The organism is Rosistilla oblonga, from assembly GCF_007751715.1.
In the GTDB taxonomy this organism is placed as follows: Bacteria; Planctomycetota; Planctomycetia; order Pirellulales; family Pirellulaceae; genus Rosistilla; species Rosistilla oblonga.
In genome coordinates this window covers 4,959,212-4,972,793 of the sequence record NZ_CP036292.1, presented here as the reverse complement: position 1 = coordinate 4,972,793, position 13,582 = coordinate 4,959,212, and the positions used below count along the sequence as shown (strand labels likewise).

At 59.0% G+C, this 13,582-nt stretch carries 10 protein-coding genes; 2 read left to right on the top strand and 8 right to left on the bottom strand.

Going from position 1 to position 13,582, the window contains the following annotated elements; translation table 11 throughout:
- Positions 1–121 precede the first annotated feature (121 nt).
- The 5 genes from CA51_RS17605 to CA51_RS17585 form a co-directional block, all read right to left on the bottom strand.
- A complete protein-coding gene (locus CA51_RS17605; protein ID WP_145122534.1) occupies positions 122–952 on the bottom strand; it encodes an AraC family transcriptional regulator in 831 nt (276 codons plus the stop codon).
- A 20-nt stretch (positions 953–972) separates the two neighbouring features.
- Entirely contained in the window at positions 973–2,064 is a 1,092-nt protein-coding gene (locus CA51_RS17600; RefSeq protein ID WP_145122533.1) for a D-TA family PLP-dependent enzyme, read from the bottom strand.
- 160 nt (positions 2,065–2,224) lie between these two features.
- Positions 2,225–3,262, bottom strand: coding sequence for a glycosyltransferase family 9 protein (locus tag CA51_RS17595; protein ID WP_197451265.1), 1,038 nt, complete (start codon positions 3,260–3,262; stop codon positions 2,225–2,227).
- Between the two features lie 43 nt (positions 3,263–3,305).
- Positions 3,306–4,250: a DUF6655 family protein gene (locus CA51_RS17590; RefSeq protein WP_145122531.1), complete on the bottom strand. Its 945-nt coding sequence runs from the start codon at positions 4,248–4,250 to the stop codon at positions 3,306–3,308.
- Between the two features lie 157 nt (positions 4,251–4,407).
- Positions 4,408–5,370, bottom strand: coding sequence for a TIGR03009 domain-containing protein (locus tag CA51_RS17585; protein ID WP_197451264.1), 963 nt, complete (start codon positions 5,368–5,370; stop codon positions 4,408–4,410).
- A 252-nt stretch (positions 5,371–5,622) separates the two neighbouring features.
- Here CA51_RS17585 and CA51_RS17580 point away from each other — a divergent pair, with 252 nt between their 5' ends.
- Entirely contained in the window at positions 5,623–6,150 is a 528-nt protein-coding gene (locus CA51_RS17580) for a type 1 glutamine amidotransferase domain-containing protein (protein ID WP_145122529.1), read from the top strand.
- Between the two features lie 20 nt (positions 6,151–6,170).
- Here the strand turns inward: CA51_RS17580 and mnmE are convergent, their stop codons facing one another.
- On the bottom strand, positions 6,171–7,544 hold the full coding sequence (mnmE, locus tag CA51_RS17575; RefSeq protein ID WP_145122528.1) for a tRNA uridine-5-carboxymethylaminomethyl(34) synthesis GTPase MnmE: 1,374 nt from the start codon (positions 7,542–7,544) through the stop codon (positions 6,171–6,173).
- Between the two features lie 175 nt (positions 7,545–7,719).
- Here mnmE and CA51_RS17570 point away from each other — a divergent pair, with 175 nt between their 5' ends.
- Positions 7,720–8,970 carry a HEAT repeat domain-containing protein gene (locus CA51_RS17570; protein ID WP_145122527.1) on the top strand — a complete coding sequence of 417 codons (1,251 nt, stop codon included), beginning with the start codon at positions 7,720–7,722 and terminating at the stop codon, positions 8,968–8,970.
- Between the two features lie 17 nt (positions 8,971–8,987).
- Here CA51_RS17570 and CA51_RS17565 read toward each other — a convergent pair whose 3' ends face one another.
- Both CA51_RS17565 and CA51_RS17560 read right to left on the bottom strand, forming a co-directional pair.
- Entirely contained in the window at positions 8,988–10,112 is a 1,125-nt protein-coding gene (locus CA51_RS17565) for a Gfo/Idh/MocA family protein (RefSeq protein WP_145122526.1), read from the bottom strand.
- 99 nt (positions 10,113–10,211) lie between these two features.
- The gene (locus CA51_RS17560; protein WP_145122525.1) at positions 10,212–13,481 is read right to left on the bottom strand and encodes a c-type cytochrome domain-containing protein; all 3,270 of its coding nucleotides are present in this window, start codon (positions 13,479–13,481) and stop codon (positions 10,212–10,214) included.
- Positions 13,482–13,582 lie beyond the last annotated feature (101 nt).

Here is a 13,582-nt window from a genome sequence, read left to right as displayed (position 1 = left end):
ATTCCGGTCCCCTTGTGCCACCGCAATGCGTCTTAACTCAACGTCGCCAAATTGGTGTGCCAATATCCGCTATTGGGATCGCCTGTGTCGCTGGCAATGCCTGCCTACAAAGCGCGCAGTTTCAGCTCTGTCGCCATTTGTTTGGCGCGACGTGCATCCGCCGGTTGAAGGCGCGATAGAAGCTCGACAGATCTTCGAATCCGCATTCAAATGCGATCGATACGACCGTCCGATCGGTCTGTTTCAGCAGATGGCAAGCGTGTTGGACGCGTTGGTCGGTAAGGAATTGCAGCCAGGTTTGGCCCGTCGCTTGACGAAACAGTTCCGTAAAGCGGCGGCGGCTGATTCCAAGTTGTTGCGCGGCGGAATCGATATCCGACGCGTCGAAGAAGTGGGCGCGCAGTTGTTCGATATATTGAGCGACTGCTTGGGCATGCCCTTGCATCGACGGGCTTTCAGGGGCTGACAACGAGCCCGGACCGCGGTCGCCCGCCAAGGTGCCTAACAGTTGGATCGCAAGACCCGCGATCGTCAGTTCGCTGCCGCGACGCGGAACCGATTGTTCGTACAGCATCCGTCGCAGGTCGTCGCGGATTCCCGGCAGGGCGAGTTTATTGACTGATCGCAGCCCCGGCTTGCACCACTGCGGCGCTGCGTCGTGCCAGGCGTAAAGCTGCGTCGCGATGCAGACGCCGTAGATCGAAAGCGGATCCTGGGGATCGTCGACGATCGAATGTTCATCGCCGGGCGGGATGATCACCGTGTCGTCGGCTTGGCAGGCGACCCGGTGTTTGCCGATTTGAATCGTCCCACGCCCCTGCATCACATGGAAGATCTCCAGGAAGGGATGACGCGACGGTTCCATCTGGAAGTCGGCGGCGTGATGGCTTTCCAAAACAAACACGCCACAGGCGGGGATCGTCACCTCGACCGGACGCGTTTGCTTTTTCACTGGTCAGTCTCGTCGAAGGTTTACCGATCGCGAGCGGTCACTTGCCACCGCTCGCCCGTCACTCGGCCTCCGCTGACAACGGTAGCATGCGAATGCAAAGCGACGGTCGGGCAGATGTGTCGAGGGATGGCGAGCACGATATCGCCGACATGCAGCGAGGCGGCATTGGCTGTTTGCAAGACGAGGTGTTCCTCGCTTTGGCCGATCGGTTGAGCATCGGGAAGGTCGGGGAACTGGAATCGTTTTTCCAACGGCATTTCAGCGGCGATCGATTTGTGTCCCAGATCGATGCAGATCTTGCCTTCACCCGGTTTGCTGATCACGCGCGAGATCAACGCAGCGGCGATGGTCATCGGAAGATCGGGGTGGGCGTCTCCGTATCCAAAATCCCACAGCAGCGTGGTCCCGGGGCTGAGATGCCAGGGAGTTTCCGCAGCCCAGATGCCAAACGTCGGCGACCCGCCGACGATGATCCGCGGCGACGGATGTTCATTCTCGTGCAAGGCGACTTTGCCGAGGATCTCTTTGACTTTGTCGGTCCGCTGTTGCAAGTCGGGATCGTGAAGATGGCCGTCATAAACGTGCAGGCCGGCAAAATTCAGTCCCGACAGCGAATCGATGTGCGCTCGCAACGCATCGCTTCGAGCTCCCAACGGGATCCCTGTGCGATGCATTCCACAATCGATATCGATATAGACATCCAAAGGGGAATCGGCGTCGCCACACTTTTCGTTGATCGCGTCGGCGGCTTGCGGATCGTCGGTGAGGACCGCGAACTTTGTGTTCGGGAAGTCTTCGATCAAGGTTGCCAAGCGATCGAGCTTGGGGCCGACCAATTGATGAGCGATCAGGACCTCGCTGGCACCAGCGCCGGCGGCCATTTGGGCTTCGGACAACGTGGCCGCTTTGAATTTCGTGATCCCCGCGTCGACTTGCATCCGCGTCACTTCGGGCATCTTGTGCGTTTTGACGTGCGGAAACAGACGGTCGACGTGCTCTGCCCCGCCGACGATTTCGATCATCCGATCGATGTTCTGTTGGATCTTTTCGGAATCGACAAGCAGCCCCGGAGATTCCACGCCGTCGAGGCCTTCGATGTTTTTCCAGTTCATGATGGTGAGCCTATTGGAGGAATGACACGATCGGTGATAGGTGATCGGTGAGCCAGCAGACGCGCAACGCGTGGCCCACGATCAGCGTAACGTCCGATGGGGCGGTCGGGAACCTAGCAGAGGCGAGGTTTCAACGCATTGGTCACCGCCGACGGAGGTCTCATGCAGCCGCGCGGGACGAGCGGCTGAGCATTTGCGTCAAGCCGGCGCAGACGTCGACGACTTCGATCGCACGCATCGACCAGTTGTCGGCCGATCGCCGTTGCCGACTGGTGCCGTCGAAGCGAGCCTTTTGGATCGAAATATGTTCGGGGCCGTAAGGTCCCGACAACTCCGGCCGCGTCGGACCGTGCAGCGTGACACAGCGTGTGCCGACGGCGACAGCAAGATGCATCGGCCCGGTGTCGCTGCTGAGAAACAGCTTCGCCTGTTTCAATACCGCCGCCAACTGGACCAGCGACGTGTCGGCTGCCAATACCGCGGCGTCACCGGAAACCTGGCGGATCTGTTCGGCCAATTCGCGTTCGCGTTGGCCCGCCCAAACGATCAGGGTCGGAATTTTGTGTTCGTTGCGGAGCCACGCCGCGACCTGGCCAAACCGTTCCGCCGGCCACATCTTGCTGTCCCATCCGGCTCCAGGATTCATGATTACAGGATTGGGATCGCCGACGGATTCCATTACATGCTGTTGGGCCCATTGGCTGACGTCGTTGGGAATGTTCAGGTTGAACTGCGGCTTGCCCGGCACGATGTCCAGCGGTCGCAGCAGTTCGGCTTGGGCGTCGATCACGTGAAGTTCGGGATCGCTGTCGACGGAGACGGTGTTCATCCAAGGGGCCAGTTCGCGGCCTCGTGGTTTTGCGAATCCGATCCGCAGCGGCGCATTGCTCATCCAGCCCAAGGCGGCGCTTTTGGTAAGGCTTTGCGGATCGAGAACGCAGTCCAGCGGTTGCTCGCGCAGCTGTCGACGCATCGCCATCAGATCGCTTGGGGTGCGGAGATAGCGTTTGGGGACGGAGACCACGCGATCGACATCGGGGCAGATCTCGAGTAGTTGCCGGGCCGCGCAGGAAACCGCCCACGTGATCCTAGCGTTAGGCATCGCCGCCTTGATCGCCGCGGCCATCGGCAGAGTCGCGATGCAGTCGCCGATCGCCGACAAACGCGTGATCAAAAGATTGTAGGGTTTGTCTGACATGGAGTTGCCTGCTGGAAAAGTGGATCGTGATGAGAGGAGTTGGCTATTTCTTCTTTGGTTTATCTTTGGGGCCATCGCCCGGCTTGGCCGCGTCGGAAGCATTGGCGGATTCGGCGGCTTTGGCCGCCTCTTCAAAGGAGACCGTCTTCAGTTCTCCCCCTTGGGATGCGTCCAAAACGACCGCTTCGCTCGATTCGTTCATCAGATCGGGTTGCGGTGGCGCACCGGGGACGATCGGATATCCGTCTTCGAATCGAGCTTGCATGTTGAGGTCGACCGGGGGACGCACAGGCTGGGAATCGCTGCTTTGGAGGCTGTCTTCAGTGCCGTCGAACGGCAGCTCACGCCCGGCCAAACGCGTGTTTTCGCGAACGCTGCCGCTTTCAAACGGACCGGCACCCAAGATCCATGTTTCGCGGGAATTCGATTCGCTGCGCGAAATCCCCGACTGCCAGACGGCTTGACGGGTTTCGCGGTCGTAGGCGAACGCGGCGATTTTTGCGGAGGCTTCGTTCGATTCGCGCTTCGCAAAAGAGATCTCCGGAATCGTGGGGACCGGAGCCGCTTCGGCAACCAAAGACGCAGCGGTCGCCAACGCGTTGCTGGCCGGGATCCCGTAGCTGACCATATGTCCATCGGCACCGAGCGTCCCGACTCGAGCTTCGATGATCAGTTCCGCCGTTTTGCGATCTTCTTCCAACAGACAGCCCGCGGCGATGATCTGCTGCCGCAACGAACTGATGATGTAGTCGGAGTTGACGAACAACGTTCCCTTGACCGCCGAGAGATAAGTCGTATCGAGATAGACTTTTTTTCCCGTCAGCGGGCGGAAGTCGATTGCTGATACGCTGCGGTCGACGGCGTCGGACAACAACAATTGATCGGTCGCAGTCCGCGACTTGGTGGTTCCACATCCAATTAACAACGAAATCGCCAACGCCCAGAACAGCGTTGCGACACGACAGCGAGATTCGAGGCGAGCTGACATCGAAGGTAGGATCAACGAGGCATTCGAGGCAGGGGAAGGTAGGCGGAAGTTGGTTTCAGGTCGCGTAGTCGGGAAACGATTCAAGCGGCTTGCATTGGTTTTGCGAAGGCAGCAGTCGACGACCGCCGCCTTGCGGAAGCTCTCGAAACGCAGCGTCCTAGCGGCTTTGTGGAGCTTGCCCGGGCTGCATGTTTCCCTGCTCTTGCGCCATCTTCGGCGGCGGTCCAGGGTTGAACTTGTTGCGAATGATCTTCCAATCCGAGGGAGGAGTAACATCGATGAAGTTCTGGCCAAAAATGCCCTCCATCGCTTTGGAGAACAGGTTCCCGTTTCGCTGCACGTCGGTGAATTCATAGACGTCGCGTTCGGGATTGTTGCGTTGGTCAAAGTTCGGTGGGAACAGCACCAAGGCTTTGGGAAGGAATTGTTTTGCATCGATAATGATCATCACCTTCAAGAATTCAGCGCGGTCCTTTTGATGTTTGGGCCACGCTTCCAACCAATACTCCCCCTGTTCTTTTGGGGGCAATTCTTGGAGCCAATACCGGTCCTTCATCTCTTGAGCGTTCAGGTTGAAGACAAACGGCAGCGGGCTGGAAACGATCTGAGTCCCTTGCATTTCGGGGGGCAGTTCTAAGATCTCGCACTTCTTGTTGGCGCGATCAAATTCCAGCAGCTCCTTGCCTGTACAAACCCACCAATCGCCCGGTTGATTCGCTTGTTTTTTGTAAATCGGTGCTTTTTGTTCGTCGAAGCCGGTGAAGAACAACATCTCCTCGACCCGGTACATGCCTTGCGCGGGAGCTTGGTATTTGACTTCGCCACGAGCCCAGCTGGCATGGATTTCTTTGGGCGCTTGCAACGGGCGGAACTGCCATCGCTTAAAACTAGCCGACAACCGCTTCGTCGAATTGCTCGATGATTCCCAAGCTTTGAGCAGCTGGTCCAATCGATTTTGTTGCTCGGCAGTCAGCGCGGGGAAGGGCTGTGCTGCTGGAGCACCGGCCGCTGCGTTAGAGGTACCGGGACGAGCTGGCTGTCCCGTGGCAGGCTGTTGCGCCGGACACGTTGCCGCAAACAGGAGGCCCAAGAGGCCAATCGATCGAATCAAACGCATCATCCGTGACGCCCTTTGAATGTTGGAAGGATTTTGTTTTGTGCAGATATCAAAGCGGAACACTAGCAGATCGATCCGCGATTCCGAAGATCGATTACGGCCACTCTGGGGAACCATAAACGAAGCGTTACCGTTGTTGGAATGTCAATTTGCGGCAACCGCGGGGCCTTGGTACGATGCCACGCTCAGAATTTTCGCCTCGTTTGCAGCCTTCGCCTTGTTTTTCTAGCGGTGGCGTCGTTTGAAAGGAATCCCATGCCCTCATTAACTGGCCACAAAATCTTGGTCTTTGTCGGAGATATCTACGAGGACTTGGAACTGTGGTACCCCAAGCTCCGCCTGATCGAAGCGGGAGCCGAGGTGGTCGTCGCCGGCCCCGCCGCCAACACGAACTATGCTGGTAAAAACGGCTATCCCTGCGTTTCCGATACCGCGATCGATGACATGGATGCTGCCGATTTCACCGGCCTTGTCGTCCCCGGCGGCTTCATGCCCGACAAGCTTCGCCGCGATCCGAAGGTCCTGCAGATCGTCCGCGATTTTCATGAGGCGGGTAAACCGATCGGCGCGATCTGCCACGGCGGTTGGATTCCGATTTCCGCCGGCGTTTACAAGGGGATCCGCGTGACCGGATCGCCCGGGATCAAAGACGATCTGATCAACGCCGGTGCGATTTGGGAAGATGCTGCCGTCGTGATCGATCGCCATCATGTCACCAGTCGCCGCCCCGACGATCTGCCCGATTTCTGCCGCGGGTTGATCGAAGTCCTAGCGGCCGGGTAGCCGATGTTGCTAGCAAGTTGTTATTTGCCGATGCAGAATTCGCTGAAGATGCGATCCAAAATGTCGTCGGTGTAGACGACACCCGTCACCCGACCGATCGCATCGAGGGCAAAGCGGAGTTCCGCGGCGACAAGTTCTTCGCCCAATTGGTGCTCGATCACCTGCAGGGCGTTGGTGAGCGCTTCGGTCGCTTGGGTGAGCGTTTCGCGGCAGCGGACCGCTGTCGAGGATACCGTCGTCGATTCGACGGCGTCGGCGCTTTGCAGCTGTTGCCCGATCCGAGTTCGCAGCTGGTCGATCCCTTGATCGGTCAAGCTGCTGGTCAGCACCCAGTCGTCGCCTGCCCACGGTGGTAGCTCGTCGCAGCGATCCCGTTTGGTCCCGACAAACAAAATGTGTTGCCCGTTTTTCGGCTGTTCCGTGGTGGTGGATTGCAATTCTAATTGCCACGGCCGCAGCGCGGGTTGTGTCAGGTCGACGCAGACCAGCAACAGATCGGCTTCACGGTGCGCTTGGTCTCCCAACGCTTGGGCTTGTTGATTGATCGCGTCGTCGACCTCTTCGATTCCTGCGGTATCGATCAAACGAACCGTCAGCCCGTCGCAATCGAGCGTCCGTTCGACACAATCGCGCGTCGTGCCAGCGAGCTCCGAAACGATCGCTACCTCCTCGCCTCCCAACGCGTTGATCAGGCTGCTTTTGCCAGCATTCGGATCGCCTCGCATCACGACCTGAGGCGGCCCCGTGGTTCCGCTGCGAGTTGTCATCTGGTCGTTGATCGCTTGGATCTGATCAGCGATCCGTTGGACGTTCGACGAAAGTTCCGCCTGCGTGATGAACTCGATATCCTCTTCGACAAAATCGAGTCCCGCTTCGAGATGAGCTAGCAAATTCAGCAGCTCGGTTCGCAATTGGTTCAGCGGTCCCGAGAGGCCGCCGGACAGCTGCCGCAGCGCCGCATCGAGAGTCCGCTTGTCGTCGGCATCGATCACGCCCAAGACCGCTTCGGCTTCGGTCAGGTCCAAACGGCCAGCCAGGAAAGCGCGCATCGTAAACTCGCCCGGTTCGGCCATCCGCGCCCCGTGATGCAACAAACGCTCTAAGGCTGCATTCAAGATCGGTGCGGCGCCCGGCAGGTGGATCTCGGCGCTGGGCATTCCCGTGTAGCAGCGCTCGTTGGGCCATAACAGCACGCTAGCATCGACGTTCCCCAGCGGATCGCCCAGGTCGATCGAGGTGCCGATCCGCGAGGCTGTTTTGGGAAAACAACAGTCGGCCGGGCACAGCGTCTGCAAAATACGCGTCGTATCGGGGCCGCTGATCCGCACGATGCCGCGGATCGCTCCGCCGGGCGGAGATGCTATCGCGGCGATCGTTTCCTGAGTCGCAAACATATTTGCTTAACCGAGCCCTTCTACCACTTTTCTAACTTGGATTGTGTACCGTCAACGCTTGTCGATCTGTAGGTGCTAGCGGCCGCAAACGGCAACCAATCCCAATACTGCTATTGTCTTATTTAACACATCACAGAAGAATTCACCCCGTCAACCGCACCGGAGCTATCATCGCATGAACCACGACCAATCAAGCAACCCGTTCGCCTATCGGCGTCAACGGCGTTTCGCCGGTTGGCCCTGGTGGGCGGCGATCGGCGTGGTGATCGTGCTGACGGTGTTTGTCGTGCCACGCGTCTGCAATTGGTTTTTGTTGAACCAGCTTACCCAAGGGATCGAAGATCTTCCATTGGGAACCCAGACCGAAAGATTGCAAGCGATCGGGCATTTGGGAGTTCCGGGGATTCCGGTCTTGGTCAAATCGCTGGGCCATCGCGATCGCGGCGTCGCCCGCAGTTCGCTGCAGGTGCTCAAGTCGATGCAGGACCAGATGATGCAGAAGGGGGACGCCGAGGGAGCCGCTTGCCATTTCGAGCTGACCCGCCAACTGGCCGACCAGCTGCCGCAGATCCCGCAGGATCGCCATCCCTGGGTCGGTGAACTTTTGAATCAAACGCTGCTCGATACCTTGGATATCGAACTGCAACGCGCCAAGACCAGCTACCGCACCGCCACGTCGCTGCTGTCGCAATTAGTTCTGCCAGTCGACGCGAGTGCAAACGCTCCGCTTTTGGCGACCGCAGCCCCTGCAACGCCTCAGTCGCTGCCGACGAATCTCACCAACGAGGCGGAGTTCCTGCCCAATCTGCAGCCGTTAGCGGTCGCTCCTGCAACGCAGTCACCAGCTTCGCAAAACGTGCTCGATGAAAACCTGTGGGTCGATCCGACGCGGCGACCTCCGCCCACGCCGGCTGCCGAGTTGGTGGAGACGAGTTCGTTAGAACCGGAGATGTTGACCAGTGGGCCGGCGGCTACCGAAGCTCCCGTGACGCTTCCGATGGGTGGTTCCGCACCGATCCTGTCGGCTGGGGGTTATTCGACCGACGGCGCGTTGGAAGCCTATTCGACGCGGGCTGTGATCGATCTGTTGTCGAGCATCCGCAAACCGTTGGCTTCAGCGGCACGCAGTGAATTGATTCAACGCGGTTTTCAGCCGGTCGATCTTAGTCTGGCGATCCGGTTGGCTTCCACCAACGCTGACGTTCGCAACAGTTTGATCGATGACATCACGAACCGATCCGATGTCGATCCGCGTCGGTGGTTGCTGTGGTTAGCCGAAGACGCGGAGCGGAGCGTGCGTTTGAGAGCCTTGGCTGCATTGGGCACGATGCGCGACCCCAACGTGGCGAAAGAGTTACGGTCGTTGCTGTCGACCGAACAGGATCCGGCGGTCGCGGCGAGAATCCGCCAAGCGTTGGTCCGATAGCCGACGCTGCCCAAGCATCAACCGCGTTGATTCTCGATTCGCCGGACGCTACCGACGGGAACCACGCGTCCCGAATTGGCGCTTTCGACCGCGGCAAAACAGAGTGCTAACGATTCGAGGTTCTGCGTGGCATTGTGCTCCGGCACTCGATCGTCTTCGATTGCGCACAACAGCTCTGCCATCGCTCCTTGAAATCCTTGTTCGAACCAACAGCCTTCGAGCGCTGCGTGGAACGTCCCGTCGGGCAGGAAACCGTCGATCCGAGGTTGGTCGTTCAGTCCAGGGCCCTGCGATCGCAGCGTGCCATGGGTGCCAACGATCGTCGTGACGTCCGATTCCCCGCGCGTGACGTGACCGTTAAACGCGATCCGCACTTGAGCGCCAGGGTATTCGACGACCGCGGTGGCCAATGCTGCAGGGCGGTACTTTTGCTCGCGTTGTTTAGTCGCCAAGGCCCAGACGTTTCGCGGTGTCTGGCCCGCCATCAGGCAGGTCGTGATGTCGAACCAATGGATCCCAAAATCGAACAGGATCAGATGGTCGATCTGCTCCAACGCTTCGAATCCCGCGATCCAGGTCTGATCCCACTGCAACGCAAAGTCGATCGAAACGACGTCGCCGATCAAGCCCGATCGGACCGCTTGCAACATGTAGCGGAAGTGAGGTGCCCAGCGGCCGTTTTGGTTGACCGCAAGCTGCACGCGATGCTGCGCTGCCAGCGAGGCTAAGCGCTGGCCGTCGTCGAGATCGAGCACCAGCGGCTTTTGGCTCAGCACATGTTTGCCGGCGGCGATCGCATCTTCAAGGATCGGCAATCGGTCGGCGGGATGCGGCGTCACGTCGAAGACTTCCAGATCGTCGCGCGTCAGTAACGCTCGATAATCGGTAAGCGTTTCGGCGTCCGGGAAGTATTGGTCCCGCATCGCTTCCGCTTTGGAGAGCGTGCGATCGACAATCGCTGCGACGTTGAAACCCGCCCGGCGGTAGGCGGCTAGATGCGATTGGCTGATCCCGCCGGCACCAATCAGTGCGATCTTGCGATCGGAATTGCGTGGCGTCGGCGGGCGGTAATCGATCGCTGGCGGATCGATCGCGACAACCGCCTTGGGTTTGCTGAGCCCATAATCGTCGTTTGAGCTCATCGCTGCTCCGTTGCGGTTGATCCGCGGATCGATCTCCGCAACGGTACGATCTACCGTCGCCGGTCCAAGGGCCAGCGACGCTACGTAGGACGAACCGACTTAGGTGCCGTAGGCCGATTGGAAGAATTCAGCCTTCTCCTTCTTGGCCTCGGCTTCGGACAACGCGTCGTCGGTCGCAGCTTCCAATTCGGCAACCTTGGCTTGGATGCCCGACAGGCTCTGCTGTTCAGCCGCTTGAGCTTTTTGCATCTCAGCCAGCTGAGCTTGCAGCTTTTTCATGTTCTCTTCGATCTGCTTCAGTTGCGCTTCGCGAGCAGCCATCGATGCCGCGACCTTTTCGGCGGCAGCCGCTTCGGCTTCCATCGCTTTGCGTTTCGCTTCGGCTTCCGCTTCGGCAGCCGCTTGCTCCTGGGCCAACTTGGCAGCCATCCCTTGGAACGCAACCAGTTCGGTTTTCAAGCCATCCAAACGCTGTTGAGCCGCGGCGACGTTGGCTCGCGAAGCATCGGCGTCAGCTTTCGCTTTTGCGACTCCGGCGACAGCTTTGTCCAAGCCCGCTTTGGCGTCGGCGATCTGTTTTTCGACGACAGGGATTTGAGCAGTCGTCTTTTCAACCACAGTCGCCAGTTTTGCGATCTCCGCTGGTTGAGCGGTCATCTTGGCGGTGACCTCGGCAAGTTTCGCAGCGACGGTTTTGGCTTCGCCTTCTGCTGCGGCGAGCATCGGAGCGACAGCGTCGACGGTTTTCTTTAGCTCTGCAGCTTTCGCTTCGGCCGCCGCGCGGGCAGCTTCTTCTTTGCTGTCGGTCGCCGTCAACGCGGTTTGCTTGGCCGTCAGGTCAGCGTTCTGCTTCGCCATCGCCGCCAGTTGCGTTTCAGCTTCTTGGCGGCTCTTGGTGACCGCTGCGATCTCGCTTGCGTAGGTAGCCAGTTGAGCGACCAACGCCTCGCGAGCCTTCTTGGCTGCATCGCGTTTCGCAGTCAGGTCGGCAACCTCTTTTTGCGTCGCTGCCAGTGAAGCGGATGCATCGGTCTTCTGCTTGCCCATCGCCGCGTTGGCGGCGGTCAGGAAGGCCAGCTGTTCGTCGGCCTTCGCCTTGGCTGCGTTCGCTTCGGCCAACTGTTGGTCGAGAGTTGCCTTGGCGTCGGTCGCAGTTTTCGCTTCTGCTTGAGCCGCCGCCAATTGTTCGGTCAAGGTCTTCTTTTGAGCTTCGTCGCTCGCTTCGTCGACCTGCTTTTGCAACGCAGCAACCGCAGCGTTCTTTTCGGTGAGCGCCGCTTCGGCACTGGCGATCATGGGACCGAGTTCGGCGATGCGGTCGGTGCCCTTCTTCTGTTCGGCAGTCGCTGCGGTCATCTTCTGCGACGCGGTTGCCAATGCAGGTTCGAGGTCAGCCAATTGCTTGGTGACTGTCGCCAGCTTGGTTTGAGCAGCCTTGAGCACATTTTCCGCGGCGGTCAACGCTTCGGCAGCTGTCTTCTCGCTTGCGGTGGTTGTCGTTTGGACCTTCGCCAGTTCCTGCAGCTTGGCTTCGGCAGCCGCTTTCGCCTGGGTAGGGGCGGTCATCTCGGTGGCAAGTTTGGCGATCGCCGCTGCGACGGTCGTCTTTTCCTTGCGAGCTGCGTCGCGTCGCGCCAACGCTTCAGTCGCGGCTTTGGTCATCGCAGCCATTTGAGTGCTGGCATCTTGGCTCTGCTTTGTCAGCGTCGCAACTTTCTGTTTCGCTTTGCTCAGCCGTTTGGTCTCGGCATCCTTCTGTGCAGTCAGGTCGGCCAGCAACTTCTCTGCAGCCGCCTTGTCTTCGTTGGCTTTCTTGATCGCAGCTTGAGTTGCCGCCAGTTTCGCGACTGCGGCATCGTGAGCTGCCTTGGATGTGTCGGCTGCCTTTTGAGCTGCTGCTTGAGCGGCGTCGGCTGCTGCCAATGCCTTCTGCAACTCGGCGACTTGTTTCGCTTGAGCGGCTTGTTGTTCTTCCAGTGTCGGTGGATTGGGATCGATTTCCTGAGCCAGTTTAGGATCGGCTACGCTCCACAAAACGGTGCGTCCCGACCAATCGCCGCCGACAATCTTCGATCCATCGTGCGTGAGTGCGACTTCCAATGCTGGTTCGCCAAACGCAGGAAGCGTAGCGATCGCACCGCCATTGGCGTCCCACAACTTGATCGTTCGGTCCTTGCCGCAGGTCGCAATTCGGCCGTCTTTGGCCATCATGATTCCGGTAGCTCCGCCGCCATGTGCGCGGAAGCTTTTCAATTGCTTCCCTTCGGTCATCTCCCACAATTTGACGGTGCCGTCTTCGCTGCAGCTGGCCAATACGTTGGAGTCGGCACGCCAGGAGATTCCCCGAACCGCGGCGGTGTGGCCGATCAGATCCATGTACAGTCGCCCGGTATCGGCTTCCCAAACGTGAAGTCCGCCAGAGCGGTCACCCGATGCAACCAAAATTCCATCGGGGCTGTAGTCGACACAGTAGATCCAATCGGTGTGTTTCTTGAGATCGAACAGCTTTTCGCCAGTCGACGTGTCGAAGATCCGCAGCATCTTTTCTGGACCGCCAAGCGCGACGCGCGACATATTGTCGTTCATGTCGGCTCCAAACGCGGTGTCCAGTTCGTCGCCGACGCGGAACATACGTTCTCCCGTCTTCACGTCGTAAAGAGCGGCGACGCCCAACGAGGCATGGGTACCGCCCGATACCAACAGGTAGGCACCATCGGCACTGAAGCGGATGGTTTGCGGAACGCCTTCGGGGAATGGTAGGATGCCTTCCAGTTGAGCGGTGTCGGTGTTGTAAAGCGATACCTGACGTTGTCCGCCAACAGCCATCAGCGGTGCCCAAGGGCTAGTCGCAATCGCCGACGATGCCGCGTTGCGTTGAGTCGTGATCACGGGGACTCGCCACACTGATTCGGGCATCGAGATGACTTCGGGTTTTCCGCCGGCATCCATCGCGGTGAACGAAAGCGAAGGGCCCTTCTTTTTCTTGACCTTACTGCCGCTGTTTTCCAGCACGCCGCCATCGATCCAGTTCTTGATGATGTCGAGCTGTTCCTTGGGCAACGGCTCCGAATTCGGAGGCATCACCGGAGTGTCCTCGTGCGTCATCACTTGGTACAGACGACTGCTGCCCGAATCGCCTTCGAAGACGACTTCGCCACTACCGCCACCTTCCATCAATGCGGCGTAGCTGTCGATTGCCAGACCACCCTTGGCATCGTTTGCGTTGTGACACTTCAAACAGTTTTGCCGGAAGATCGGCAGAACGTGATCGATGTAGTTCAACTTTGGCTTGTCGGTCGGCTTTTCATCGGCCGCGTGCAAAGTACCAAACGACGAGGCAACCAACAGGAGAAAGGTGATACGTTTCATGGCAGCGAATGCATTGAGGTGGGGGAGGGATTCTACCGATCGGATTCCACCAGCGAGACCGCGGTTCACTGGGAGGGAGCGGTCGGTGATATCGATCTGTT